This window comes from Halosegnis sp. (assembly GCF_042216475.1).
Lineage (GTDB): Archaea > Halobacteriota > Halobacteria > Halobacteriales > Haloarculaceae > Halosegnis.
Genome location: NZ_JBDGTV010000009.1, coordinates 30,093 through 54,541, shown reverse-complemented (window position 1 = coordinate 54,541; position 24,449 = coordinate 30,093). Strand labels below are relative to the sequence as shown.

Sequence of the window (24,449 nt, the reverse complement as noted above, 5' to 3'; positions counted from 1 at the left end):
CGCCCGCGTCCGTCTGATTGCGAAGATGTTCGTGCCGCTACGCGGTGGCCGGCTCGCCGAACCGTTCCGCGAGGTGGTCGAATTGCGCGGTGAGTTCGCGCCGACGCTGCCGGTCGATCACCGTCGCATCGAGGAAGTCGCCCACGAGCCCGACATCCAGCGCGTACGCTGTCTCCGCGGCCACCGTACACCCCTCGTCGGTCGGCGTTACAGTGTAGGTCGTCTCCATCGACTCGAAAATCCCTTCTCGTTGCTCGTAGGCGAGTACGGCGTCCGGACGGTCGACGAGCGCGAGCGTCAGCTCCAACGTCATGATGCCGACGTGGTTGGTAAGCCTGAGCGTGTCCCCGTCTCGGTCGACGCCGTCGAACCCGGCCGCCCGCATGAACGGCTCCACGTCGCGTATCGCTGCCCGAACCGGCTCAGGGTCGGCCGCCAGCGTCCGCTCGACGCGGACGGTGTTCACGGGTCGACCACCTCGCCCGACTGCTCGGCGGGCTCGTCTGCCGCGGTGAGTCCTTCGGTCCCCATGAACTCCTTGATGATACGCTCCTCGGCACGGTGGAGCATGTCCGAGACCGTCGACTTCGCCATCCCGAGGTCTTCGGCGAGTTCGGTCAGCGTGGCGGTACGGGGCGTGTCGTAGTACCCCTGTTCGACGGCCGCAGCCATCAGCTCCGCCTGCCGGTCCGTCAACAGGTGGTCGGACTCGACGTGGGGTCGGACGGCGTCGACGGTAAATCGGATGCCGAACGCCTCGAGCTGACGGCCCAACTCCGAGAGCCGGTCGCTGGAGGCCGTCAGCTCCCAGACCGCCTCCCCGTCGGCCAGCGTGAACGGGAACTCAAGGGGAATCCCTGACTCGCGCATGGGAAACAGGAGCAGCGGGCGTGCCGTCTCGATGCGGGCGAGCAGCTCTGTGTCGTCGCGGTGGAGCACCTCCACGTCGGTCACGTCCTCGCTGGCGACCAGGTCCGAGACCACGGCGACGTGGTCCGGAGCCGCCAGTTCCACGAGCGCGACCCCGGTCTCGTCGCTTGCGAACGCGGTGAGGATGGTGAACGTCGCCTCCGGGTGCTCCCGCGAGATGTCACCGATCCATACCTCCTCGGGGACGGTGATTGTCAGCTCTGCTCTGGGCATACTGTGTCCTTCGGGCTCGGACGGGAAGCCGTTTGGATGAACATGTTCGCATTATCGCCCCGGCGGCGCGTCGGCAGGCGAACAGGTTCGCAACAGACTCCACCAGGCCGGCGGGCGAAGCGTCGCCTGTGAGCAACCACTCCGAGCCGCCCGCGATCACGGACCGTATGCACGACACCTCCTGGTCGGCGAACCTCGAGCAGCCGCGCCACGAGACAGACCGGGACCGCGTCGTGGCCGACGCTCTCGAGGCGATTGCCCATACGGTCTCGGGCGCCCACGTCAATCTCGTCACGCACGACGCGCACGGCCACCCGGAGACGTACCTCTACGAGACACTCGCCGCCGAGTGTGATGACGCCACTTGGGAGTTCGTCGATCGATGCGGCTGTGGCGGCTACGTTACTCGCGTCCACGTTGAGTGATACGCTCAGGTGTTACTCTGTCTCTGTCGGCTCCGCTGCGGCCGCGTCTGCCTCGGCCCGTTCGACGAGCTTCGCCGCGTAGTAGCTGAGCACGAGCAGTGCCCCCAGCGGTACCACGACGAGTGTCAACTGGATAGCCGTCGCCGCCGGGTCGATGCCGTACGGCGTGACGAGGACGAACAGCGCCGTGAACCCGACGAGCATCCCCAGCGGGACAGCGTTGACAACCAGATCGAGCAGCGTCTCGCGGTCGAACGTCTCTGGCAGCATACCCGGCCCTGCTCGCCCGACCGGGACGGACCTGATTGCGAACACGTTCGTACCTCCTGCTCCAGCCACTCGTGAGCCGGCCAGCGTGCCGCCCGCGTCCCCCGTTTATCACAGTCGGTCGAAGATGTTCGCCCGTCGTCGCAGCCAGTGGGACTCTGCTGGCCGGTATATGTCCACCGGTCGCCCTCCTCCGAGTGTGAGGTGACAGAATGTCGGAGACCCCAACCCGCAGACGACTGCTCTATCTAAGTGGCATCGCCGGAGTAACCGCGCTGGCCGGCTGTGCCGGCGGGAGCTCATCGACCGCAACCCCGGCCGACGGGAGCGACGAGACGGCGACCCCGACCCAAACGAGCGGCGGTGACGGCGAGTGGACGGCCGCCTCGACCGTCGAGATGACGAACAGTCTGAAATTCGCGCCCAAGCGCATCCAGGTCGAACAGGGCACGACGGTGACATTCAAGAACGTCGGCAGCGTCGCCCACTCGGTCACCGCCTACGAGGACAACATTCCCGACGGGGCAGCGTACTTCGCCTCCGGCGGCTTCGACTCACAGTCGGCCGCCGAGGAGGGGTACCCCGACAAGGGCCGTATCACCGAGGGTGGCACCTACGAGCACACCTTCGAGACGACGGGCGAGTACAAGTACTACTGCATCCCTCACGAGATGAACGGGATGGTCGGGTACGTGAAAGTCGTGTAACACACCATGGCATCTGATACACCACGGACGGACGAGCCAGACCCCAACGCGGTTGTCGACCGCTACGAACAGCAACTGGACGACCTCCTCGCGGAGGTTGACGAGCCGACACCACGGGCCGACGACAGCATCACCCTCGAGTTGGCGGGCCTGGAACTGAGCCGCCGTGACCTGATGAAGGCCGGCGGAACGGTCGGATTGGCGACCGGACTGGCCGGCTGCTCGACCTGGGTGGGCGGCGGCGGCAGCCGCCAGCCAACCAGCAGCTCAAACGACGGCCAGACCCCCGCGCACACTGTCCCCCCGGGCGAACTCGACGAGTACTACGGCTTCTGGTCGGGCGGCCACTCCGGCGAGATTCGCGTCGTCGGTATCCCCTCGATGCGGGAACTGATGCGGATTCCCGTCTTCAACACGGAGGGTGCCCGCGGCTACGGCCACGACGATACGACGAGCGAACTGCTGGCCGAGGGGGGCGGCTACTCGTGGGGAGACAATCACCACCCCGCGCTGTCGGAGACCGGCGGCGACTACGACGGCGAGTACCTGTTCGTCAACGACAAGGCCAATGGGCGCATCGCCCGGGTAGATCTCACCTACTTCGAGACGGATGCCATCCTCGACGTGCCGAACGTGCAGGCCGTCCACGGGTTCTGCGTCCAGAGCCCCGATACGGAGTATCTGTTCGGCAACGGCGAGTTCCGCACCCCTCTCCCCAACGACGGCCGCGCCCTCGACAGCCCCGACGAGTACGCGTCGCTATTCACGGCCGTCGACCCCGAGTCGATGAGCGTCGAATGGCAGGTGCGCGTCGACGGCAACCTCGACATCGTCGACACGGACAAGGACGGCCGGTGGGCCATCGCCTCGGCGTACAACAGCGAGGAGGCGACCGACGTCCAGGGGATGACCCACGACGACCGCGACTTCGTGAAGGCATTCGATGTGCCCCGCATCCAGCAGGCCGTCGATGCCGGTAACTACGAGGAAATTAACGGCGTCCCGGTCGTCGACGGCCGCCGAGACAGCCCGCTCAACCAGAGCGACACTCCAATCGTCCGGTACATCCCGACGCCGAAGAGCCCCCACTGCGTGGAGGTGGGCCCCAACGGCGACTACGCGTTCGTCGCCGGCAAGCTCTCGCCGACCGTGACGATGCTCGATATCGCCGCGCTCGATACCTCGAGCGACCCCGACGACGTCGTCGCCGGCCGACCGAAGGTGGGACTCGGCCCGCTGCACACCACCTTCGACGGCAACGGCCACGCGTACACGTCGCTGTTCATCGACTCCCAGGTCGCCAAGTGGGACATCCAGGCGGCCGTCGAGGCCGACACCAACTCGACGGAGCCGATCCTCGAGAAATACGACGTCCACTACAACCCCGGCCACATCCAGGCTCTGGAGGCGATGACGACCGACCCAGCCGGCGAGTGGCTCGTCTCGCTGAACAAGCTCTCGAAAGACCGGTTCCTCGACGTTGGCCCTATCCACCCGGACAACGACCAGTTGTTCCACATCGGCCAGGGCGAGAAGTCCATGGAGCTGGTGGCCGACCACCCCGCCTATCCGGAGCCACACGACTGTGTGTTCGCCCACCGTGACAAACTGAGCCCGGCGAAGACGTGGGATCCCAGCGACTACAAGGGTGACAAGCCATTCGTCACGCCGGCCGACTCCGGCGTCGAGCGCACCGGCGAGCGGTCGGTCCACGTCCGCGCGTCGGCGATGCGCTCGGAGTACGGCATCCCTGACTTCCAGGTGAAGGAAGGTGACGAGGTGACGCTCACCCTCACCAACATCGAGGAGGTGCCCGATATCATCCACGGCGCCGCCATCCCGGCCCACGACATCAACCTCGCGGTTGCCCCACAGGACACCCGCCAGGCGACGTTCACCGCCGACGAGCCCGGCGTCTACTGGGTCTACTGCACGTACTTCTGCAGCGCTCTCCACCTGGAGATGCGCTCGCGGATGCTCGTCGAGCCGCGCGAGTAACTCCGACCGCCGGCGCCACCGGGTGGGGCCACCCGCCCGGTGTCGACACCGGCGGCCGGCCGCTCGGCGGCCGCCGCTCGGAGGTGACCCCATGGATTACAACCGACCGACACTCGCTCGATTCGCGGAGCTGCGACGCGGCCTGCCGATAGTCGCGGCGCTGCTGTTCGTCGGGGCGCTCGCGTTCCCGATGTGGCGTATCGAGGTTCACGCCGTCCAGTACCCGGAGACGACACTCCGACTCCAGCTGTACGCGTACCCCCACATCGCTGGTGACTACGCCGAGATGGCGAATCTCAACAAGTACATCGGCTTCTACTACCCGGACCCGGTCCTCGTCGAGCCCAACTACACGCCCCACCCGAACGCTATCGACGTCCCCGAGTGGGCGCTCGGCCCGGTCGCGTTCGTCGCCGTCGGGACGCTCAGCCTCGTCGTCGCGATCGCGCCGGACACCGACCGACTCGTCGGCGGGCTCCGCTACCAGCTGGTCGGCACCGTCGCCGTCTTCGGCGTGATGCTCGCGGACATCCAGTATCGGCTCTACCAGGCCGGTCACACGCTGGACCCGTCGGCGCCGGTGCTGGGCGTCGACGGTTTCACCCCGCCGCTGTGGGGCAGCTACGAGGTGGCCAACATCACGAGCTACTCCCGGTTCGGCCTCGGTGCCTATCTCGCCGGCCTGGCGATTTTCCTGCTCGGTGTCGCCTATCGCTACCGTGACCGCCCGACGACGATCGGCGACCTCCTGCGTGCGGTCCGGGGCCGCGTGACTGGTGAGCGACCGACGGCAGCCGATGGGGGTGAATGACCGTGACCCGATCGGCTGCGGCGGTGTTCGCGGTGCTGGCCGTCGCTGCCGCCGTCGGACTGGCGGCCGTCCCTGTCGTCGTACCGGCGGCTGACGACACGGGCCGGTCGACGGGCGTCACCTCCGATTCCGGGGTGCCGGCCGACTACGAGTTCGGAAGCATCCCCAAGACGGGCCACGCTAGCGTCGACGGCACCCGGTATCCGACGCTTCAGGCGGCGCTGACGGCCGCCGCGCCGGGTGACACGGTGTACATCACCGGCACTGTCACCGGGCCGGCCACCGTCGATACGCCGAATGTCACCGTCGCTGGCCGTGACGGCTTCGGCGTCGTCACCGGCCGCGAGCGCGGCACCGTCCTCCGAGTGACGGCGCCGAACGTGACACTGACGCGACTGTGGGTGCGCGACTCTGGGCGGCAGGCATCGGCCAACGACGCCGGTATCTGGCTGGCCGGCCACAACGCGACCGTCCGCGACAGCCGCCTCACGCAGGTCACCTTCGGGATTTGGGTGAACGGCGTCACCGATGCCCGCATCGCTAACACGACCATCGTCGGTCGGGAGCGTGTCCAGCCAGTCTCGAACCGGGGGAACGGCATCCAGCTGTGGCGGGCGACCGATGCCGTCATCGAGAACGTCCGGGTGACGGACGCCCGTGACGGCATCTACTTCTCGTGGTCGTCGGGCGTGCTCGTGCGTGACACCACGCTGTGGGATCTCCGCTACGGCGTCCACTACATGTACTCCGACCGATGCCGGCTGGTGAACAACACCGCCGTCGGCAACGACGTGGGCTACGCGCTCATGCTCTCGCAGAACCTGACGCTCACCGGCAACCGCGCAATCAACAACACCGGGCGGAGCGGCCACGGTGTCCTACTGAAGAGCGTTGACCGCTCGACGCTCCGCGACAATCACCTCGTCGGCAACGATAACGGCGTGTTCGTCTACAACTCGCTTGACAACACGCTCCGAGGGAACCTCGTGGCCGGCAACGATGTCGGCGTTCACCTCACGGCCGGCAGTACCGACGAGCGGGTCGTCGGGAACACGTTCTACGACAACGACGCGGCCGTGCTCGCGGTCATCAACGAGCGAGTGGCCTGGAACGCCAGTGGTCGGGGCAACTACTGGGGGGGCGCCCGCGTCCGCGACATCGACCACGACGGCATTGGCGAGACCCGCTACCGGCCTGCCGGCGTCGTCCAGCGGCTCGCCCGGACCCGGCCGGCTGCGCGCGTGTACGCGACGAGCCCTGCCGTCCGGGCGCTCCAGCTGGCCGAGCGGACACTTCCCGTCGTCGACACGCCGGGGGTGGTCGACCACCGCCCACTGGCCGAACCGACTGCCAACTGGACCCACTACTACGATGATACGACTCGATGACGTCACGCGACGGTACGGGACGGTGACTGCACTCGAAGGGGTGTCGCTGTCGCTTCCACGGGGCACGCTGACTGGCCTCGTCGGGACGAACGGTGCGGGCAAGACGACGCTGTTCCGGCTGTTGGTTGGCCACGAGCGGCCCGATGGCGGGACCGTCCGTGTCGCCGGCCAAGCGCCGGCCGACAGCGTGGCCGTCCGCCGGACCATCGGCTACCTCCCCGAACGGACCAGCTTCGAACCCGCGCTCACCGGCCGGGAGGTGGTGCGGTTTCACGCCCGCCGGCGCGGCGTCGCTCGCGACCGCCGCCGCGAGCGGGTCGCCGCAACCCTCGAGACGGTCGGGCTGGCAGACGCGGCCGACCGCGCTGTCGGTGGCTATTCGAACGGGATGAGCCGCCGACTCGGGCTGGCGACGCTGCTGGTCGGTGCGCCGGATGTCCTCCTACTCGACGAGCCGACGGCGTCGCTTGATCCGCCAGGCGTGGAGACGGTCCGCCGGCTGGTCGAGCGGGTTCACGCGGAGACGAACGCGACGGTCCTCATCAGTTCGCACGACCTCGGGGATATCGAGCGGCTCTGCGATCGCGTGGTCGTCCTCGACGACGGCCACGTACGGGCGAGCGGACCCGTCGACGCCGTGGCGGGCGACCGCACGTTCCTCCGGATCACGCCCGCCGGCGACGCGACGGCCGCGGACGCTGCCGCCGTTGCCCGCGAGTTCGCGGATACACGGGTGGTGCGTGTCGGCGAGCGCCGCTGTGTCTTGTCTGTTCCCGACGACGCAGCTCTCGACCGGCTGGCGGCGCTGCGGTCGGCCGTTGGCGTCGAGACGTTCGAGGCCGACCGGACGGGACTCGCAGCGGCGTTCCCACGGCTGCTCGACGACGCCGACCGGGCTGATCACGGGCCGGAGGTGGCCGATGACTGACGACACCCCAGCGGCCGACGGCGGTACCGCGACGAGCCACGGCCACCCGGCGGGCGCCCGGCCCGCACGGACCCGACTCCGGGCCGTCCTCGACTTCGCCGGCCGGGAGTACCGCGTCGTCTTCCGGTCGGGCTGGCCTATCGGTCTGGCGCTCGCCTTCGCCCTGCTGTCGGTGACTGTCGTCACGTTCGGCCGGTCGGGACTCGGACGGGCGGGGACCCGAGCCGTGGTTGTCTCGCTCACCGAACTGGGCGTGTACCTCGTCCCGCTGGCGGCGCTGGCGTTCGGCTACGGCGCCGTCGTCGAGCCACGCGAGCGGGGCACGCTCGAACTCCTGCTCGCACTGCCGGTCCCACGGTGGGTCGTCGCCGTCGGCGTCTACGCTGGCCGGGCGGGTGCACTCGCGGGGGCGCTTCTCGTCGGCTTTGGCGCCGGCGGGCTCGCGCTGTTCCGGTTCCAGGGTGCCGCCGGGTGGGGGCTGTACCTCGGGTTCGTCGCCGCCGCCATCGCACTGGCGCTGGCCTTCCTCGGTATCGCGCTGGCTGTCTCGACACTCGCAAGCGAGAAGAGCCACGCGCTCGGGGGCGTCCTCCTGGTGTGGGTGTGGTTCGTGCTCGTCTTCGATGTGCTTGCGTTCGGGCTGGTCGCGGCCGTCGACCTCCCGCCGGCGGCGACGGCAGGGCTCCTCCTCGCGAACCCGGTCGATGTCTTCCGGCTGTTCGTCCTCGCGTCGGCCGGCGCCGGTGCCGGCGGCTACGGGGCCATCCTCGCGGCAGTCCCACTCGATACGAGCGCGCTGGCCGTCGGCGCCCTCGCGTGGGTCATCGCGCCCGTCGGCCTCGGGGCGTGGCTGCTCGGATGGCGGTGAGCCAGCCTGCGCGGCCGGTCGGCCGCGGCGACAGCCCGACTAACAGCAGAACATGAACGGATACATCAGCGCGACCCGGTCGCCATCCTCCAACTCCGTCGCGAACCCATCGTACAGCTCGTTGAACCGACCGTTGACCAGTACCCGGGCGTACGCCCGGGTACGCTCGCCCTCGGGGTTGCGCTCCCACCGGCCCGGAGGATCACCCGGGTAGTTCGCCCAGCCGTGGGCCGTCTCCTCGCTTTCCGTCTCCGCGAGCAGTAGGTCCTCACAGCCGTGCTCCTCGAAGAACGCCGCGAGGAAGTCGCCGAGCGTCTCCCCCGTGAAGGTGAACTCGAAGTGGTGCTCGCCCAGGTCGCGGCGAACGTGCCCCGTCGCCCTCACGTCGACCGTTGTCTGCTGTGCCGTCTTCTGGTCGGCTGTCACGCCCATGGGGGCTGCCCAACGCGGGCCCTCGTAGGCGTGATTGCGAACATGTTCGCAGCCGCTACGCCCTTGTAGTCGCCCGGCCAATGGCGGGTGTGCTGTTCGTGACCCATCTCGCGGCAGCCGCACTCGTCGGCCGGTGGACGCGGCTGGCGCCGGCCTGGCTGGTCGTCGGCGCGGCACTGCCGGATCTGGTGGATAAGCCGCTGGCAACTGTTGGCTTGGTCGACGTCTACCACTCGGTCGGCCACTCGGCGCTGCTCGTGGCCGTTGCTATCCCGGTAGCGCTGGTCGGTCGTGCCGGTCTCGCCGTCGCCGTCGGCTGGGGATCACACCTGCTGCTCGACGCCGCACACGTCATCATCAACGGTCGCGCCGGTGACGCGCTGTTCCTCGCGTGGCCGCTGACAGGACCAGCCGACCCGCTCCGCATCCCGCCTGGAGCGTTTTTCGTCTACTACGTGGGGACGCCCGCCTTCTACCTTGAGGTCGGGTTCTGGCTGGCGCTGGCCGTGCTCGTCGCCCGCCGCGGCCTGTCGGCCTCAACGGTGGCCGAGCGCTAAGGCGACCCCGGGATTTGTCTTCGATAGACGGTCTCGCCCACACCAGCCGCCGCGAGCGGTGGACCGATACCATTTGGGCCCCTCTCGCCGGCGATGGCAGCGCCGCTCGCCGAACTTCTCGAGGTCGTGGTCGCCGTCGACGCTCGCGTCGTCGAACTGGTCGTCGCCCTTCGCTCGCCGCTGCTGACAAAAGTCATGACGTCGGTGACCGGGCTGGGATCGGCGACGGCTGCGCTCGTGGTCGTTGGGCTGTTCCGCCTGGCCGGCTGGCACGGGCTGGTCCGACGGTCGGCGGTCGCGCTCCTGCTTGCGGGCGTCACCGTCGGTGGGCTGATGCTCGCCGTCCAGCGGCCGTTTCCACCCCACCCAGTCTGTGTGACCGACGCCGCCGTCGCCCACTCGTTTCCGTCTGGGCACGCGGCGGCCGCGACCGTCTTCACGCTCGTCGCCCGTGGTACTGACCGCCTCCCAACCGCCCCGACTGCCCTGCTTGCCGGAGCCGTCGCTGGCTCTCGTATCTACCTCGGAACGCACTATTTCTCCGACACCGTCGCCGGAGTCGCCATCGGTATTGGGGCGGTCCTACTTGCGAGGCGCCTCTGTGCGCGGGTCGACTGGCCGTCATGGCTCGCCGCCCAGCCGTGATACGTACCGAACAGACGCCCCCCGCTATGAGTGGGCGGAGGGCAATCGGTGCCTCAGGCGACTCGTTCGAGATACGGTACCAGCTGGCGTCGCAACGCGGTGTACCCAACACCGACCACGAGGAGGCCGCCCAGCACCCAGCGCACCGGCCCGGTGTAGACGACGAGTGGCGGACCGGCGGCTACACCCGCGACGAGCAGGTCACGAGGCGCCCCATCGTAGGGAATCACGTACCGCGCCCGGAGCCAGCGCCCGCCAACGTGGTCGTAGACGGCGTCGGTCGTCGTTCGTTCCCACGGGCGCAGCTCTGCTCCGGCACCCAGCACGTCGCTGAGGCTGTGGATACCGGCCGCGAGCACGCCGATGGCGACGGCAACAGTCACCGGTGACGGCACGAGAACGAACGCGAGAGCCGCCGGGCCGGCCGCCAGCGGCCCGAGTACGGGAACGTGCAGCGTCCGGCGGTGTTCGCCCACGAACAGGTCGAGGTCGGGGGCGAGGCCGCCGCTGATAGCACCGACCGCCGCCGGCACGGCGAGGTCCGGCGTGAACACGGCAATCGGCGTCGCGACCAGCAGGCCAACCGCGACGTGGGTGACGACCATCATCGACGGTCACCCCGGCCCGCGCCACAGCAGGTCGTAGTTGTGGGCAACGTAGGTGAGATCGCCGGCCGCCAATTGGCGCCGCCGAGCCGTGAGCCACTCGTCGGCCTCCGACCCGGACGCGTCACCGAGTGCGTCGGCGACGAACCCGAGGATACACGCGAGGAAGTGCCGTTCGTCGTCGCGATAGCTGCCATCGACCGGCCGGACGACCCAGTCGGCGCTCCCGGCGGCCACGAGCTCTCCGTCACGGCGCCGGAGCGTCTCCAGCAGCTGTCGACCAGCCCGACTGTCCCGACCTGGCTCGGCGTCGATAGCTGCGTGGAACCGCTCGATGACTGTCGCGTCGGCCGGGTGGGCGGGCCGGAACAGCGTGACGCCGTCGAAGGTGAGCGGCGCGTACACCAGCCCACTGGGCGCGAGCGTTCGCTCGAAGGCGTCCAGCGCCGCGTCCACGTCCACGAGGTCGAGGAACGACTGGGCGACAATCAGGTCGGCGGGAGCGTCGGTCGGCAGAGCAGTCACGGCGTCGCCCACCTCGATGCGGCCGGGGGCACCGTCGAGCGTCCAGCCGTCGGCTGTCGCCGCAGCATCGTATCCCTGCCGCCGGAGCACCCGTGGAACCAGCCACCGGGCGAACGCAGCGACGCTGGCGTCTGCCTCGATGCCGCGGTACGTCGCCGGTGTGAGTCCCCACGCACACAAGTCGGTCACCGTCAGGCCCGCACCAGGGCCGGCCTCGTAGACGCGCGGCTGGCCGTCAACGGCCGCCTGGAGGCGGCTGCGCACCCGGCGGTTACGGGCCCGGGCGTCGACTGCCCGCTTGGCCGTCAGATACCGTGGCTGGGCGTGCGCCTGGCCGGTCTCGGTCGTCACAGTTGTCGCTCGTGGCTCGCCCATGCGAGGTCGTCTTCCCACAACCGGACCACCAGTCGGGTCGGCGTCGGCTCGTCGAGCTGGTCAACCAGCCGGTCGCCGACCCGCTCGGCGAACCGCTCGACGCTCGGGTTCCCGTCGAACTCGGGGAGATCGTTGAGTAGCGTGTCGCAGTAGCGGGTCTCGATCGAATCCAGCGCCGCCTCGACGGCGTCGATGTCGACCACGTAGCCGTACTCGCCTAGCGTCGGCGCCGCAAACGTCACCTCGGCGGTGAACTCGTGGCTGTGCGGGACGCCTTCCGGCCCTGGGTCGGGAACGGTCAGGAAGTGCTGTGCGATGAACGACCGCCGGACGGTGAGCTGGTACGGCTCGGGCACGGCGGTCGACGGGTCGGCGTCGGGTGGTGTCGGTGCCATCAGTACGTGAGAACGACCCCGAGCGTCTCCTCAGGGTTGGTGTCGAGCAGTCGGTAGGCGTCGGCCGCCTGCTCGAACGGAAGGTCATGGGTCAGCAGGCGGTCGGTCGGCAGCGCGTCCAGCCGGGCGAGCGCGACATCGAATCGGCGGTCGGTGTCCCAGCGGCCCCGCAGTGCCGGTGCGATAGTGCTCACCTGACTCGATGTTACCGAAATCCGGTCGCGGTGGAAGGAGCTACCCAAATCGATAGGCGCGCGCTTGCTCCCGTACCACGAGCCGACGAGCACGCGGCCGTCGTAACCGACCGTCTCGACGGCGGCATCGAGCGTGGCCGGCTCGCCCGAGAGTTCGTAGACGAGATCTGCGCCCCCGGGTGTCGTGTCGGCAAAGTCGGGTGTCTCGGCGGGTGGAACGGCTCGGTCAGCGCCAAGTGCCCTGGCCCGCTCGCGGCGGCCTGCCAGCGGCTCTACAACCACGAGTTCCGCCAGCGGGAACTCCGCCAGCAGGTGGGTGGTGCACAGACCGATGGGGCCGGCACCGAAGACGACCGCCCGCTCGCCAACGCGCGGCTGGCCGTCAAGCACCAGGTTCGTCGCCGTCTCGACGGTCGGGAGCAGCGTTGCTTCGGTCGTCCCGACCGTCTCCGGTAGGGGAACGACGGCGTCGGCGACGACGTGGAACCGGTCAGCGTGTGGCTCGAAGGCGAACACACGCCGGCCCAGCCAGTCGTCGTCGACGGCCGCGCCCGTCGCGGTCACCTCGCCGACGGCTGCGTACCCGTACGCGAGCGGGTACGCGAACTCGCCGTCGAGCGCGTCGATAGTCGCGTCTACGGCCATCCCGGCGGGCACCTCATCGTTGTAGACGAGCAGCTCTGTTCCGGGGCTGATGGCAGAGTCGTGTGTCTCCACGCGGAGGGCGTCGTCGGCGAGCTCGCCCAGCGACACCTCTCGCAGCGTCACCTCTCGAGGACCGACGAATGTGAGTTGCCGGGCGTCCATCAGCCGGCGGCAGTGCTCGCGTGCGGGTCCGTCTCGCGGCGTGGCGCCGGCGTCGTCCACGGTTCGTGGGCGACCCGGAGGGCCACGTCCCGGCTTCCCCCACCTCGTGGCTCAGTCACGTACTCATTATCGCGCGGGAGATTCATTACCGTTCGGCTCCCCCGCGTGGCCTGCCACGACAAGATAATCGCGGGCAAACACCGCCAGCGACGGCGCCAGCACGACCGGTGCGACCAGCGCGACGAGCCGGGCAAAGACGACGGGGACCAGCGCGACCGCCAGGAACGCCATCTGGAGGCCGGCTAACGGCCGTCGGAGCCGGCTTGCCGGCAGGTCACCCACCGGTCGGCCGCGCCGTCGCCGCCACCAACAGCCGAACTTGAACAGGTAACGTGCCGCCGACAGCGACAGATACCAGACGGGGAGCCGACCCCACGCGACGGCCACCAGCGGCGCGACGAGAAACCCCAGCGTGTCGAACGCGAGGTCGAGCCGTCGCCCGAGTTCGGTCGGCCGCCCCAGCGTCCGTGCGAGCCCGCCGTCTAGCCGATCCAGCGCCGCGCCCAGCCCGTAGCCGAGCGCCGGCAGCCACTGAACTTTCCCAATCGGCGGGACGAGCAGGAAGCCGGCCACACCCGCGTACAGCCACCCCCGCGCCAGCGTCACGCCGTTTGCCAGCCCGAGACGCTGGTGGCGGCCGGCGCCGTCGCTCGCGACACCCTCAGGCGGGTGGTTTGCCGGCAGGCCACGGCGGAGCGCCCACAGGGCGTAGCCGACGGGCCCAGCAGCGGCCACGAGCCATCGAGCGGCCGTCGTCCGGTCGACGGCAAACGCGAGGAGTGCCGCCATCCCGACGGTCGCGAGCAGGAACGCCGCCCCCGTCAGCCACCACTGGCCACGCAGACTGGCAGAGAGGCGTGTCATCGTTCGAAGGCCGGGTCAGCGAGGGCGGTTAGTCGGCGCTGTGCGGCCGTGTCGAGCCGGTGGCGGGCGGCCGCCAGATTGGCGACCGCGTGATCGGGATCGCTCGTCGAGGGGATGGGGACGACACCGCGGCCCACCTGCCAGGCGAGCACGGTTGTCGCCGGGGCGAGCCCAGCCTCATCGGCCACCGCCTCGACAACCGGGTCCGTGAGCAGCCCCGGCACCGACAGCGGCGAGTGGGCCACGACGCGAATCCCGCGTGCGTGACACCAGTCGACCAGTGCCGTCCGCGGGCGGTACGGGTGTAATTCGACCTGGACGAGCGTCGGCGGCACCCGGGCTGCGTCGACCAGTCGTGCCACCTGCGGGAGTGTCACGTTGCAGACGCCGAGCGTTCGCGCGAGTCCGCGTTCGTGGAGTTGCTCCATCCGGCGCCACGTCTCGACGAGTCCATGGTCGGCCCGGTCGGGCTCCCCGCCCGTCGTCGGGAACGTCAGCCGCTCCTGCTCGGCAACGGGCTGCTTCGAGAGCGCCTGCAGGTCGTCGACGTGGCGCCACGCGCCCGGCCAGTGAAGCGCATAACAGTCGAACGCGTCGGCGCCGAGTTCGGCCAGCGACCCCTCACAGGCGCGTGTCAGGTGGCCGGGACCGTGGTTCGTCCGCCAGGGCTTCCCGAGCAGGAAGACGCTCTCGCGAGCGGGCCCGCCTGCCCCGGTCAGCAGGTCACCCAGCCGCCACTCGTTGCCGTACAGTTCGGCCGTGTCGAACAGGCGGTACCCAGCGTCGAGAGCGGCCCCGAGTGCCGGCTCGACATAGCTGTCGCCACGGTAGCGTGAACACCCGAAGCCGACCGGCGGTAACCGGAGGCCCCCGCGGACCGGCCGGCCGTCCGGTGGAGGCCGGACGGACGTTGGCGACCGGCTCGGCGGATCGATAGCAGGCCCGGCGACGGAGACGGTGTCACCGGTCTCGGCCGCCTGCTCGATGGCCGCACACACTGCGACGATGTGGGCACCTCGGCGAGCACTCTGCCGTGGTCGTCGCCCTCGCTCGACAGCGCGGGCGAGTCGTGCTGGGCCTGCGAGGTGGGTCTGCTCGCGGCGCGGTGCCTGGTGAGGTGCGACGGTTGGCTCGCGGTCGTCACCTCGGACGGTCACCGCGTCGCGGTCGGCTGCAAGTGCGCCAGCGTCGGCCAGACGGAGCGTCCCGTCGTCGCCGTGACACTCGATGCCGAAGAACTCCCGGCTTCGGTGGTCGACGTAGAAGCTGGCCCGCAACGCGAGGACCGGCCCGTCCGCGAACCCGAGCGTCGCCTCGACGTGCGCTGGTGCGGTCGGTGTTGTGTCGGCGCCCGCCGGCCAGGCGTCGATCGCGTCGGCGCGCCGCACCCGCTCGACGGGACCGAACCAGTCAATCAGTACTGCTAGCGGGTAGACGGCACCGTCGTACAGCGGTCCGACCGACAGGAACGACTCGGGCCGCTCGTGCCAGCGGTCGACCCGACCGACGTTGGCCGTCGCCGTCGCGAACTGGACTGGTCCGAGTCGATCGTCGTCGAGGAGTCGGCGGGCGTGCTGTTGGGCGTCACACCGAGGAGCGATAGGGGCACAGCCGAGCGCGAGTTCCTGGTCGCGGGTCAGCCCGAGCAGGTCTGCCGCACGGTCGGGGGCAAGCGCGAGCGGCTTCTCTGAGTAAACGTGCCGGCCAGCCCGTAGTGCCGTCTCCGTGACGCCCGCGTGGCTCGCGTGGCCGGTCAGGTTGACAACTAGCGGCGCCGACTCAGTGGCCAACAGTGCCGCGAGGTCGGTGTAGGCGGTAGCATCGTGGGCGTCGGCGAGCGCCTTCGCACGCTCGGGCTCGCGGTCGCAGACAGCGGCGAGCGTTAGCGAGGTGTCACCGAGTCCTGCGGCGTACTTCTCGGCGACAGCCCCTGCCCCGACGAACACACAGTCCACACGCTTTGATGGACCGCACGCGGCAAATACCCCGGCGTGGCGGCCACGTGTGCCGCCGTTCGCGAGGAGGATTCAAGCCCGGGGCGACCCTCGCTCGGTCATGGCCCGGGTCGCGGTGTTCCACAACACGTTGGACTTCCGGGGCGGCGCCGACGCCGTCTGCGTCCATGTCTGTCGGGCCCTCGCGACCCGCCACGATGTCACGCTGTTCACCGTCTCGCGGACTGCCCCCGAGACCGTCGCCGCACAGTTCGACGTCGACCTGCGAACGGTCCCGGCGGCCGCGCCACGGTCGGCGACGGCCGGTGACTCACCGACTGTCAGGCTCGCCCAGCCTCCCGGCGCGGCGGCGCTGGCCGCCGGCTTCGCTGCCCTCACGCCGTACGTCGGGCCACAACTCGCCGCCCGGAGCGTCCTCCTGCGGGCGTTCGTGGCTCGGCGTGCGACTGCGTTCGACGCAGCCGTCAGCACGGCCAACGAGGTGGCGCTGCCGCTGCCCTCCGTTCAGTACGTCCACTTCCCGCAGTTCCATGCTCGACGGTTGGCGGCTGGTGAATCGGGCCGGCTCGACCCACTGTGGACCCGGCTGGGTGCGCCGACGACCGCCGACCTCGCATCGACCCGGCTGCTGGCCAACTCTGCCTGGACTGCCGATGTCGTCGAGCGCCGCTACGACCGCCGGCCGACGGTGTGTCACCCGCCGGTCGACCCGGTCGACGGCCGACCGTGGGCCGACCGGGAGCCGGGCGTACTCGTCCTCGGGCGCGTGGCCCCCGACAAGCGAGTCCGTGAGGCTATCACCGTCGTCGACCGGCTTCGCGAGCGCGGCTACGAGCTGACGTGTCACATCGTCGGCACCGCGCCGGCGGCGTACCGTCGGTATGTCGGCCAAGTGCGGGCAGCCGCGGCCGACCGGCCGTACGTCACCCTGGAGACAGATGTCGCTCGCGACCGCGTCGAGACGCTGTTAGGGCAGTATCGGTACGGGCTCAACATGAAGCCGCACGAGCACTTCGGGATGGCCGTCGCCGAGTACGTCGCTGCGGGGATGGTGGCGTTCGCGCCGGCCGACGGCGGCCAAGCTGATGTCCTCGCGGGCGACGACCGCCTCCTGTTCGACGGCATCGACGGCGCTGTCGACCGTATCGCGGCTGCCGTCGACGGCGGGCTGACGCCGACGCTGCCCCGCGACCGGTTCGGCCGTGATCGGTTCGCCGACGCCGTTCAGGCCCACGTTGCGGCGGTTCTGCCGGACTAGCATCTGCCGGCCTAGCATCTGCCGGCTTGCGACCGACTAAGTGACTCGCGACCAATGTGTTGATATGGCAACCCAAACGCAGAGCGGCGGCACACTGTCGCTCGCGACTGATTCGCTCACTCCCGTCCATTACTTCGGTGTCCTGTTGGCCGTCATCTCTGGCGTGCTTCATCTCGTGTTGGGCGTGCAGTTCGCCCCGAGTCCGCTCGGCATCTCGTTCATCCTCGCCGGTGTCGGGTTCCTCGTCGGGTCAGGTGCCATCCTCGTCGACTACCGACGCCGGCTATTCTACCTGCTCGGCATTCCGTTTACGCTCATTCAGATTGGCGCGTGGTACGCCGTCAACGCCCCCAACTTCTCGACGCTCGGCATCGGCGACAAGGTGGTGCAGGTGCTGTTCGTGCTCGTGCTGGTGACGCTGTACCGACGAGAGTGACATCCTCCCCGGCGTGACCAGCGGGACGCTCCCGCCGTCGACCGGTCGTCGTCCGCTGGCCTGTCAACTGGCTTCGCGGTCGTAGTGGTCTGGCTCTGTCTCGGTCTCCCGCTCGCGGAGCTGTTGTTTCTGAATCTTGCCGGTCGGCGTGTACGGGAAGTCGGTGACGAACTCGACGTAACGGGGCCACTTGAATTCGGCCAGTTCACCGCGGCAGGCGTCGATCACCGCCTCCGGCGAGAGGTCCGCCCCCTCGGCGACCCTGACGAGCGCCTTCACCTCCTCGCCGTAGAACTCGTCGGGGTACGGGACGACCGCCACCTCTTCGACGGCCTCGAGCGATTTGATAACGCCCTCCACCTCAAACGAGGAGATGTTCTCGCCGCCCCGGCGGACGATGTCCTTCTTCCGGTCAAGAAAGTAGACGAACCCGTCCGTGTCGCGTTTCCCGTAGTCGCCGGTGTAAAGCCAGCCGTCCTCAATTGCCTCGGCGGTCTTCTCCGGCTGGCGGTGGTAGCCGGCCATCGTCGCCGGCCCCTTCTGGACGATCTCACCCTTCTCGCCGGGCGGGAGCGGATTGCCGTCTTCGTCGACGATGCGGAGCCGCTTCTCGGCCGGCGGCAGGCCGATGCTCCCCACCCGCCGTCGGGCCGGGTCGGGCGGGTTCAACACGAGCAGCGGGTCCTCGGTGAGCGAGTACCCTTCGACGACCCGGAGATCGAACCGCTCTTCGAACGGCTCGATGAGTTCGGGCGGCGTCCCCGCCGAAAAGACACGCTCGACAGGGTTGTCGGCGTCGTCGGCCTGTTCCGGTCGGTTGGCCAGCATCGCGAGCATGCTCCCCATCGCGTTGAATTCCGTGACGTCGTCGGCCCGACACCAGTCCCACCACCGCGAGGTGGAGAACTCTTCCCGAATGACGACCGTCGCGCCGGCGGCGACTGCCCCCAGCGTCGAGTAGATTTGGGCATTGGCGTGGAACAGTGGCAGTGCCGTCAACAGCGTATCCGCCTGCGTGAACCCCAGTCGCTTCTGGAAGTCGACTGCGCTGTGGGTCCAGTTGCGATGGCGACACTCGACGGCCTTCGGCGGGCCGGTCGTCCCCGACGTGTACATGTGGAGGCCGACGGTCGCCGCGTCGCCATCGTGGCCGGGTGCTGTCGCCGGTTGGTCGTCGGCCAGTGTGGGCAGTGAGTCGTGGGTCGCAGTCTCCTCGGTGGTCAGGATGCGGTCGACGGCCGTGTCGGCAGCGGCTTCGCGGGCCGTCGCCGCCAGGTCGGGTGTCGTCACGAGCAGGGTCGGCTGCGAGAGGCCGAGCGCGTGTTCTAGTTCGCCGGCTGTGTATGCCGGGTTCGCGGGCGCGAGCACGGCATTCCGGTAGGCAGCCCCGAACAGCAGGAAGACGAACGCTGGTTGATTCGGCAGGAAGACCGCCACACGGTCGCCGGGATTGACGCCGGCGGCTGCCAGTGCGTTGGCGTACTGTTTGGCGCGATCGGCCACCGCCCGGAAGCTGTCGGCGGTGTCGTCTCCGGTACCGTTCGCCGCGGGGAACCGCAGGAACGGCCGGTCGGGCGTCTTCTCAACGCGTGTCGCGAGCAGGTCCTCGATTCGCTGGCCCGGTCCGGCTGGCATACACACCTCCCCGTGGCGCCGCGGCTAAAGCGGTAGGGGTCAATCTCCGGGGAGACCTCCGCCCACGGCTGAAGCCGACGGTCGACTGGCGGCCCCGGGCTGACGCTCGGACTGCCCCGTGAACGGGGTGACGTCTGCTCGTTCCGTATCAACTTATAGGGCCAGCCCCCCGCCGTCGCTGCTCACTGTCCAATATGTATAGCCCGGGGGGACGGGCTGCGCTACGTGCGTAGGCGCCAGTATGGAAGCCGCCTGCGGTGTACCGCGTGAGTATGAGAGCCTCCACGCTGATCTCTCCATCCGGTCATTGCCAATCGATAGACATCCCGGTCGCTTGCCGCCGACAGGGGCACGGCGCTGCTCGCGACCCGTACCGGCCTGGTGGCGCTTGCCAGTCTGCCCAGCAGCAGGGTGCCGTCACCACTCTGTCGCGCCCGGTGACTCGCGCGTCCGAACTGGTGTGGCAGTCCGTCCGGGGGTGCCAGCGGTGAGGTGACCACGTGTGTCGACGGCTACCGATATCCAGGTGCTCGTCGTCGGCGGTAGACTCGGCGGTCTCTCGTGTGCGCGGTGGCTCCAGACGGCCGGCCTCGACCCGGTCGTCATCGAGCGGGAGGCGACCAGCGAGTCGTTCCAGGGCGCGATCACCCTCTGTTCGGACGCACTGCAACTGCTGGACCGGCTTGGCGTCGGCGACGCTGTCCGGCGGGCCGGTCGATTGGTCACCGAGTGGACGCATCGCCGGCCGGATGGGTCGGTCACGACCCGCCTGACCACGACCGACGAGTCTGGCGCCCTCGTCATCGAGTACGGCCGGCTCTGCGAGACGGTGGCTGCTGGGCTTCCGACCGAGAGTCGCCACATGGGAGTGACACTCCAGGCGCTGCGACCGACTCGCGGCGGCGTGACGGCCGAATTCGCGAACGGCGTCCGCGAGCAGTTTGACGTCGTTATCGGCGCGGACGGGGCACGCTCGTCCACTCGGGCCCACCTCGACAAGCCGGGGGCGTCGTTCGCCGGAACGACGAGCGTCGCCGTGTCGCTCGCGGACACATGCGATGCGGTCGCCGAGACCTGGCTGCCCGATGGCACGGTATTCAGGCAGTTGCCGACGCCGGCCGATGGACGCGCTGTCGGCTGGCTCACCGTCCCTACGACCGTCCCGGATACGCTCGACGACCGCGATGCAGTCCTCGAATGTTGCTCGCCACTCGAATGGGGACTGGCTGACGCAGATGCGGCCGCTCAGCCCTTCCAGACATGGTGTGCGGCCGACTTTCGCATCGCCGAGCCCTGCTTTGCGGACGGCCGCGTGGGCCTGGTCGGCGACGCTGCTCATGCCCATCACCGGCTCACCGGTGTGGGGCCTATCCTCGCCCTCGAAGATGGGGCCGTGTTGGCTGCCGAGTTGACCGGCCGGACGGACGCGCCGGCAGCGCGGCTGGCCGACTATGCCGCCCGTCGGCGTTCGCGGCTCACACAGCTTGCCCTCGACAATGCTGCTGCCCGACCACTCGCCGATGTCGAGTCGAGGCTGGCTGCCCGGGAGCCGGCCATTCCGGCGCTTCGCGGCGACCGGCTCGCCGCCTGCTTCGGACAGCAGGCCTCAGCGCCAGCTATCGACTGCTCGATGTTCGAGGAGTAATCGAATCCACCCCTCGCGTCACCGCTTCGAGTGGCCGCCATCGCTCGGCTGTGTAGCAGTTTGACCTCTTCCTCCTCCGCCTGAAGACGGGGGTATGCGCTCGTAGTTTCTATCACGGGCCGGCTCTGTTGGTGCTAGTCCGGTCGAGACATTCACACTACAGCTGAGCGGGTCAGGACTGGCCTCGCTCCTCGTATTCGTGGTCGAGCAGCATCTGGAATGCCGTCTGTTCGGCGATCCGGAGATGTTTGTTGAACGTCGGTTGCGAGACTCCCAACAGGTCGGCAACCTCTTGGCCGCTGGTGTCGCGCGGCCACGCGAAGTAGCCCGCCGAATAGGCCGTCTCGAGCGCCTCCCACTGGCGGTCGGTCAGTGCTGTCTGGAGCGTATCCTGTAGTTCGAACAGCGAGCGAATCGTCCGCTCGCGCTGTCGCTGGGCCGTGAGCGTGGTGTCGGGATACCGATCCTGAAACCCCTCGACGAGCCCGCGGACATCCGTCCCTCGTGGCGTCTCGACAACCAGCCGGCCGCCGTCGGGCTCGGCCGTCGCCTCCCGGACGACGGCGCCGTGTTCGGTGAAGACCGACCCGAACCAGGTAGGTGCAGTCACCTCGATCAGGCCGCTCTGGCCAGTCTCGTCGGCGCTCACGACCTGTGCGGCTTCGACACTCGGAGCGGCGTTCGCCAGCTCTACGACCGCCTCGGGGTCGGCGCCTTCGATACTGTAGAACATGGAGAAGGCCCCGCCAGTTCGGCGGATTGTCCGCTCGAGGGTCACACGACAGTCGCCGCCTGCGGCCCCGCGAATCATGAACAGCCCCTCGTCGTCGGTGGTGAATTCGAGTTCGGTCGTCCCCGCGGATTCGAGGGCCTGCTCGCGTTCCGTGACAGTGATTGCGTAGCCGATTGACTGGCCCAGCTCCGCGAGCACCTCGCGAGTCGCCTCGTCGAACGCTTCGGGCGTTGTCGACGCGACGACGAGCACGCCATGCGTGGTCGTCTCGTACTGGATGGGTACCGCAACGACCGACTGGATGCCGTGGCCGAGCGCGTGGCTCCGCCAGTCACGGCCGGTGATTTCGGTCGCGATGTTGTCGACGCTATGCGGCTCGTCGGTCTGATAGGCTGCCACGGCGGGATGACCGCCCGCTTGAGCCCCGTCTGGCCCGATGATGCTCGCGAGCCCGTCGACGTACGAGTCGGGACTGCCCGCACTCGTCCGAGCCACGAGTCCATCCTCGCCGACGGTCGGTTCGCCAATCCAGACGAGGTCGTGTCGGTCGACATCGACAAGACGGGCGCAGACGGCCTCCTCAATCCCCGCCCGTGATGTCTCCTCGACGGTCGTCTGCTCGATATCTCTGATGATTGTATTGAGCCGCTCGAGCTGGTCAGCCCGTTCCTGCTGGCGCTGGAGTTCCGCTTCCCGTTCCGTGAGCGCGCGTTCGCCGGCGACGTGGTTGAGCGCCGCCTCTACGGTCGCTGCCAGTATCTGTGCAAGCTCGACCGCTTCAGCGTCGAACGTCGTCGGTGCACCGACCAGCATCACGCCATGAGCGCCCAGCGGCAGGACGATATCCGGCGCCGGCACTCCGGGCCCGTACACCTCTGTGGTCAGTTCGGCGTTCGTGACCGCCTCTCCATCGACGAACACCTGCCACGGGAGTGTTTCTCCGGGCTCGAACGCCGGCACGCTCCCGGCGCGTGTCTCCAACTGTGGTGAGACTGCTGCTGGCTCGAGCACGCCCGTCTCCTCGTCGTACAGATACGCCGCCACGAACGGGAACCCCAGCACGTCCGTGGCAGCGTCGACAGCCCGCTCGCAGGCAGCCTGTCGCGAGTCCGCGGCGGTCAACTCGCGGGTCGCCTCGTGGAACGTCTCGAGGGTCTGCTCGCGGCGATGCCGTTCTGTGACATCTGTGACGACACCGACGAACTGGTCTGGCTGGTCGGTCGCATCGAGTATCGGATAGCCGGTTGCCTCCAGCCACCGCGCCTCGCCGTCCGGCCGCTTTATCCGGAAGTCAAACTCGTAGCGGTCGTCCGGGTCGCCGGCCTCGATATCGGCGAGCATCGCCTCCAGGTCTGCCTCGTAGTCGTCGCGGTCTTCGGGGTGGACCGCCTCGAGAAATGCCCGTGGGTCCTCGTCCAGTTCGGCGACGGGTCGCCCGTAGATGTCGGCGTAAGCCGCGTTGACGTACTCGACCTCGGTCAAATCGGCGTTCGCCAGGTAGATGATCTCCTCGACCCGTTCGGCGATGGTGCGGAATCGCCGCTCGCTCTCCCGGAGTTCCTCCTCGCGGCGCCGCAGTTCTGTCACGTCGTTGAACGTCGCCAGCGTTGCCGGCGCCCCACGGTAGTCGATGCGGGAGACGTGCAGGTCGATGTTGCGTCGCTCCTCATCGGCGGTCAGAATGGTGATTTCGTAGTTCTGGGGCGGATTCTCGCCCCGGGTCCGCTGTTCGTATCGGCGTTCGACGAGATCGCGGTCTTCCGGCGCGATAATCTCCAGCAGCGGCCGGCTCTGTAACTCGTCGGCCGACCAGCCGGTTAGCGTGGTCATCTGCGGGTTAACGAACTTGACCTCACGGTCCTGGACGATGACGACGCCGTTGGGGCTCTGCTCGACGAGCGTCTCGTAGAGCCGGCGCTGCTCCGCGAGTTCACGCTCCTGTTCGGCCCGTTCGCTGATGTCGCGCACGCTCGCGAGCACCTGCTCGCTGCCGTCGAGGGTGACCGTGGTGAGGTTGACTTCGGCGATGAACGTGTCGCCGTCCTTGCGTTCGCCCTTGAACTCGAACAGCTGCGGGCCAGCCTCGCGTGCCTGCTCGATACGGGCAACTGCCTGCTCGACGGTGTACTCGGGATCATCAGGCACAATCGCACGGATGTCCGACCCGATGAGCCCCGCCCGACTGTAGCCGGTCAACGCACAGTACCGTCGGTTGACGTCGCGAATCTCTCCCGTGTCGGGGTCATGGACCACCAGCCCGTCGCTGACGTTCTCGAACACCTCACGGTACGCCTGCTCGTCGCCGGTGGCGTCCTCACGCTTTTCATTGCCGGCGGCGCGCTGGCTGGCTTGGACGAGTGCCTGCACGATGTGGGCTGCCGCCGAGATACTGTGGCCTGTCGCTCGTGGAAACACGTCCGCGACGCCTGTCTCGACGGCTGCCGTAACAGGTTCGGCGGCATCAGCAAGCAGGACGACCGGTGCCGTCGTCACCGCGGTAAGCCGCGCGACGACCGCTTCAGGCCCGTCGACGCTGCCGTCGAGCACGACACCGTCGATGGTGGCTGTCGTGGCCCGCCGGAGCAGTGCGGCGCCCGACCCAACCGGCTCGGCGACGATTGCATCCCCCGCGGTCTCGAGGGTGTCGGCGACGGTCCCGGCGATCGACGCCTCGCCGGCCCCGATTAAGAGGCGTCGCTGCCCCCCTCCCTCCGTCTCCATGAGCACACCCTCCCGTGCCACACGGTTGAAGATTGGCCCTGCTCGATACGAAATGACACACAGCAAGCGGAC

24 protein-coding genes are annotated in these 24,449 nt (G+C 68.8%); 12 read left to right on the top strand and 12 right to left on the bottom strand.

The window, feature by feature from the left end:
• Positions 1 to 37: 37 nt before the first annotated feature.
• Together ABEJ63_RS05925 and ABEJ63_RS05920 are read right to left on the bottom strand one after the other, a co-directional pair.
• Positions 38 to 466 (bottom strand): SRPBCC family protein, encoded by a 429-nt coding sequence (locus tag ABEJ63_RS05925; RefSeq protein WP_375795435.1) that lies wholly within the window; start codon positions 464 to 466, stop codon positions 38 to 40.
• Positions 463 to 1,143, bottom strand: coding sequence for a helix-turn-helix domain-containing protein (locus ABEJ63_RS05920; RefSeq protein ID WP_375795434.1), 681 nt, complete (start codon positions 1,141 to 1,143; stop codon positions 463 to 465). Before ABEJ63_RS05920 ends, ABEJ63_RS05925 begins: the two co-directional genes overlap by 4 nt.
• Positions 1,144 to 1,310: 167 nt before the next feature.
• Between ABEJ63_RS05920 and ABEJ63_RS05915 the strand changes: the two genes are divergently transcribed.
• Entirely contained in the window at positions 1,311 to 1,568 is a 258-nt protein-coding gene (locus ABEJ63_RS05915; protein ID WP_375795433.1) for a CGCGG family rSAM-modified RiPP protein, read from the top strand.
• 12 nt (positions 1,569 to 1,580) lie between these two features.
• On the opposite strand, the gene ABEJ63_RS05910 is transcribed toward ABEJ63_RS05915, so the two are convergent.
• Positions 1,581 to 1,838, bottom strand: coding sequence for a DUF6684 family protein (locus ABEJ63_RS05910; protein WP_375795432.1), 258 nt, complete (start codon positions 1,836 to 1,838; stop codon positions 1,581 to 1,583).
• A gap of 209 nt (positions 1,839 to 2,047) precedes the next feature.
• On the opposite strand from ABEJ63_RS05910, the gene ABEJ63_RS05905 reads away from it, so the two are divergent.
• From ABEJ63_RS05905 to ABEJ63_RS05880, 6 genes are all read left to right on the top strand, one after another.
• Positions 2,048 to 2,542 carry a plastocyanin/azurin family copper-binding protein gene (locus ABEJ63_RS05905; RefSeq protein ID WP_375795431.1) on the top strand — a complete coding sequence of 165 codons (495 nt, stop codon included), beginning with the start codon at positions 2,048 to 2,050 and terminating at the stop codon, positions 2,540 to 2,542.
• Between the two features lie 6 nt (positions 2,543 to 2,548).
• Entirely contained in the window at positions 2,549 to 4,540 is a 1,992-nt protein-coding gene (gene nosZ, locus ABEJ63_RS05900; RefSeq protein ID WP_375795430.1) for a TAT-dependent nitrous-oxide reductase, read from the top strand.
• A gap of 91 nt (positions 4,541 to 4,631) precedes the next feature.
• Positions 4,632 to 5,351, top strand: a complete 720-nt coding sequence (locus ABEJ63_RS05895; RefSeq protein WP_375795429.1) for a hypothetical protein — start codon at positions 4,632 to 4,634, stop codon at positions 5,349 to 5,351.
• Complete coding sequence (gene nosD / locus ABEJ63_RS05890) at positions 5,348 to 6,739, top strand: nitrous oxide reductase family maturation protein NosD (RefSeq protein ID WP_375795428.1); 1,392 nt, start codon at positions 5,348 to 5,350, stop codon at positions 6,737 to 6,739. Before ABEJ63_RS05895 ends, nosD begins: the two co-directional genes overlap by 4 nt.
• The gene (locus ABEJ63_RS05885) at positions 6,723 to 7,667 is read left to right on the top strand and encodes an ABC transporter ATP-binding protein (RefSeq protein ID WP_375795427.1); all 945 of its coding nucleotides are present in this window, start codon (positions 6,723 to 6,725) and stop codon (positions 7,665 to 7,667) included. Before nosD ends, ABEJ63_RS05885 begins: the two co-directional genes overlap by 17 nt.
• Entirely contained in the window at positions 7,660 to 8,535 is an 876-nt protein-coding gene (locus ABEJ63_RS05880) for an ABC transporter permease (protein ID WP_375795426.1), read from the top strand. The genes ABEJ63_RS05885 and ABEJ63_RS05880 overlap by 8 nt, the downstream gene beginning before the upstream one ends.
• Before the next feature lie 39 nt (positions 8,536 to 8,574).
• On the opposite strand, the gene ABEJ63_RS05875 is transcribed toward ABEJ63_RS05880, so the two are convergent.
• Positions 8,575 to 8,967, bottom strand: coding sequence for a pterin cluster protein (locus ABEJ63_RS05875; protein WP_375795425.1), 393 nt, complete (start codon positions 8,965 to 8,967; stop codon positions 8,575 to 8,577).
• Between the two features lie 89 nt (positions 8,968 to 9,056).
• On the opposite strand from ABEJ63_RS05875, the gene ABEJ63_RS05870 reads away from it, so the two are divergent.
• A complete protein-coding gene (locus tag ABEJ63_RS05870) occupies positions 9,057 to 9,524 on the top strand; it encodes a metal-dependent hydrolase (protein WP_375795424.1) in 468 nt (155 codons plus the stop codon).
• A 93-nt stretch (positions 9,525 to 9,617) separates the two neighbouring features.
• Positions 9,618 to 10,169: a phosphatase PAP2 family protein gene (locus ABEJ63_RS05865; protein ID WP_375795423.1), complete on the top strand. Its 552-nt coding sequence runs from the start codon at positions 9,618 to 9,620 to the stop codon at positions 10,167 to 10,169.
• A 53-nt stretch (positions 10,170 to 10,222) separates the two neighbouring features.
• Here ABEJ63_RS05865 and ABEJ63_RS05860 read toward each other — a convergent pair whose 3' ends face one another.
• From ABEJ63_RS05860 to ABEJ63_RS05835, 6 genes are all read right to left on the bottom strand, one after another.
• The gene (locus tag ABEJ63_RS05860) at positions 10,223 to 10,777 is read right to left on the bottom strand and encodes a metal-dependent hydrolase (RefSeq protein ID WP_375795422.1); all 555 of its coding nucleotides are present in this window, start codon (positions 10,775 to 10,777) and stop codon (positions 10,223 to 10,225) included.
• 6 nt (positions 10,778 to 10,783) lie between these two features.
• Positions 10,784 to 11,674, bottom strand: coding sequence for an SAM-dependent methyltransferase (locus ABEJ63_RS05855; RefSeq protein ID WP_375795421.1), 891 nt, complete (start codon positions 11,672 to 11,674; stop codon positions 10,784 to 10,786).
• The gene (locus tag ABEJ63_RS05850) at positions 11,647 to 12,069 is read right to left on the bottom strand and encodes a 6-pyruvoyl tetrahydropterin synthase family protein (protein WP_375795420.1); all 423 of its coding nucleotides are present in this window, start codon (positions 12,067 to 12,069) and stop codon (positions 11,647 to 11,649) included. The genes ABEJ63_RS05855 and ABEJ63_RS05850 overlap by 28 nt, the downstream gene beginning before the upstream one ends.
• Complete coding sequence (locus ABEJ63_RS05845; protein WP_375795419.1) at positions 12,069 to 13,070, bottom strand: zinc-binding alcohol dehydrogenase; 1,002 nt, start codon at positions 13,068 to 13,070, stop codon at positions 12,069 to 12,071. Before ABEJ63_RS05845 ends, ABEJ63_RS05850 begins: the two co-directional genes overlap by 1 nt.
• 126 nt (positions 13,071 to 13,196) lie before the next feature.
• Positions 13,197 to 13,994 carry a CDP-alcohol phosphatidyltransferase family protein gene (locus ABEJ63_RS05840; protein WP_375795418.1) on the bottom strand — a complete coding sequence of 266 codons (798 nt, stop codon included), beginning with the start codon at positions 13,992 to 13,994 and terminating at the stop codon, positions 13,197 to 13,199.
• Positions 13,991 to 15,949, bottom strand: a complete 1,959-nt coding sequence (locus tag ABEJ63_RS05835; RefSeq protein WP_375795417.1) for an aldo/keto reductase — start codon at positions 15,947 to 15,949, stop codon at positions 13,991 to 13,993. Before ABEJ63_RS05835 ends, ABEJ63_RS05840 begins: the two co-directional genes overlap by 4 nt.
• 100 nt (positions 15,950 to 16,049) lie before the next feature.
• Between ABEJ63_RS05835 and ABEJ63_RS05830 the strand changes: the two genes are divergently transcribed.
• Both ABEJ63_RS05830 and ABEJ63_RS05825 read left to right on the top strand, forming a co-directional pair.
• Entirely contained in the window at positions 16,050 to 17,207 is a 1,158-nt protein-coding gene (locus ABEJ63_RS05830) for a glycosyltransferase (protein WP_375795416.1), read from the top strand.
• Positions 17,208 to 17,271: 64 nt separating this feature from the next.
• Positions 17,272 to 17,643, top strand: a complete 372-nt coding sequence (locus tag ABEJ63_RS05825) for a hypothetical protein (RefSeq protein ID WP_375795415.1) — start codon at positions 17,272 to 17,274, stop codon at positions 17,641 to 17,643.
• A gap of 63 nt (positions 17,644 to 17,706) precedes the next feature.
• Here the strand turns inward: ABEJ63_RS05825 and ABEJ63_RS05820 are convergent, their stop codons facing one another.
• Positions 17,707 to 19,278 (bottom strand): class I adenylate-forming enzyme family protein, encoded by a 1,572-nt coding sequence (locus tag ABEJ63_RS05820; protein ID WP_375795414.1) that lies wholly within the window; start codon positions 19,276 to 19,278, stop codon positions 17,707 to 17,709.
• Between the two features lie 502 nt (positions 19,279 to 19,780).
• Here ABEJ63_RS05820 and ABEJ63_RS05815 point away from each other — a divergent pair.
• A complete protein-coding gene (locus ABEJ63_RS05815) occupies positions 19,781 to 20,923 on the top strand; it encodes an FAD-dependent oxidoreductase (protein ID WP_375795413.1) in 1,143 nt (380 codons plus the stop codon).
• Positions 20,924 to 21,095: 172 nt separating this feature from the next.
• Here the strand turns inward: ABEJ63_RS05815 and ABEJ63_RS05810 are convergent, their stop codons facing one another.
• Entirely contained in the window at positions 21,096 to 24,377 is a 3,282-nt protein-coding gene (locus tag ABEJ63_RS05810) for a PAS domain S-box protein (RefSeq protein WP_375795412.1), read from the bottom strand.
• Between the last annotated feature and the right edge of the window lie 72 nt (positions 24,378 to 24,449).

Coding starts and splice junctions, on each gene's coding strand:
- ABEJ63_RS05920 (WP_375795434.1), bottom strand. CDS start 1,143: ATGCCCAGAGCAGAGCTGACAATCACCGTCCCCGAGGAGGTATGGATC.
- ABEJ63_RS05915 (WP_375795433.1), top strand. CDS start 1,311: ATGCACGACACCTCCTGGTCGGCGAACCTCGAGCAGCCGCGCCACGAG.
- ABEJ63_RS05910 (WP_375795432.1), bottom strand. CDS start 1,838: ATGCTGCCAGAGACGTTCGACCGCGAGACGCTGCTCGATCTGGTTGTC.
- ABEJ63_RS05905 (WP_375795431.1), top strand. CDS start 2,048: ATGTCGGAGACCCCAACCCGCAGACGACTGCTCTATCTAAGTGGCATC.
- nosZ (WP_375795430.1), top strand. CDS start 2,549: ATGGCATCTGATACACCACGGACGGACGAGCCAGACCCCAACGCGGTT.
- ABEJ63_RS05895 (WP_375795429.1), top strand. CDS start 4,632: ATGGATTACAACCGACCGACACTCGCTCGATTCGCGGAGCTGCGACGC.
- nosD (WP_375795428.1), top strand. CDS start 5,348: ATGACCGTGACCCGATCGGCTGCGGCGGTGTTCGCGGTGCTGGCCGTC.
- ABEJ63_RS05885 (WP_375795427.1), top strand. CDS start 6,723: ATGATACGACTCGATGACGTCACGCGACGGTACGGGACGGTGACTGCA.
- ABEJ63_RS05880 (WP_375795426.1), top strand. CDS start 7,660: ATGACTGACGACACCCCAGCGGCCGACGGCGGTACCGCGACGAGCCAC.
- ABEJ63_RS05875 (WP_375795425.1), bottom strand. CDS start 8,967: ATGGGCGTGACAGCCGACCAGAAGACGGCACAGCAGACAACGGTCGAC.
- ABEJ63_RS05865 (WP_375795423.1), top strand. CDS start 9,618: ATGGCAGCGCCGCTCGCCGAACTTCTCGAGGTCGTGGTCGCCGTCGAC.
- ABEJ63_RS05860 (WP_375795422.1), bottom strand. CDS start 10,777: ATGATGGTCGTCACCCACGTCGCGGTTGGCCTGCTGGTCGCGACGCCG.
- ABEJ63_RS05855 (WP_375795421.1), bottom strand. CDS start 11,674: ATGGGCGAGCCACGAGCGACAACTGTGACGACCGAGACCGGCCAGGCG.
- ABEJ63_RS05850 (WP_375795420.1), bottom strand. CDS start 12,069: ATGGCACCGACACCACCCGACGCCGACCCGTCGACCGCCGTGCCCGAG.
- ABEJ63_RS05845 (WP_375795419.1), bottom strand. CDS start 13,070: ATGGACGCCCGGCAACTCACATTCGTCGGTCCTCGAGAGGTGACGCTG.
- ABEJ63_RS05840 (WP_375795418.1), bottom strand. CDS start 13,994: ATGACACGCCTCTCTGCCAGTCTGCGTGGCCAGTGGTGGCTGACGGGG.
- ABEJ63_RS05830 (WP_375795416.1), top strand. CDS start 16,050: ATGGCCCGGGTCGCGGTGTTCCACAACACGTTGGACTTCCGGGGCGGC.
- ABEJ63_RS05825 (WP_375795415.1), top strand. CDS start 17,272: ATGGCAACCCAAACGCAGAGCGGCGGCACACTGTCGCTCGCGACTGAT.
- ABEJ63_RS05820 (WP_375795414.1), bottom strand. CDS start 19,278: ATGCCAGCCGGACCGGGCCAGCGAATCGAGGACCTGCTCGCGACACGC.
- ABEJ63_RS05810 (WP_375795412.1), bottom strand. CDS start 24,377: ATGGAGACGGAGGGAGGGGGGCAGCGACGCCTCTTAATCGGGGCCGGC.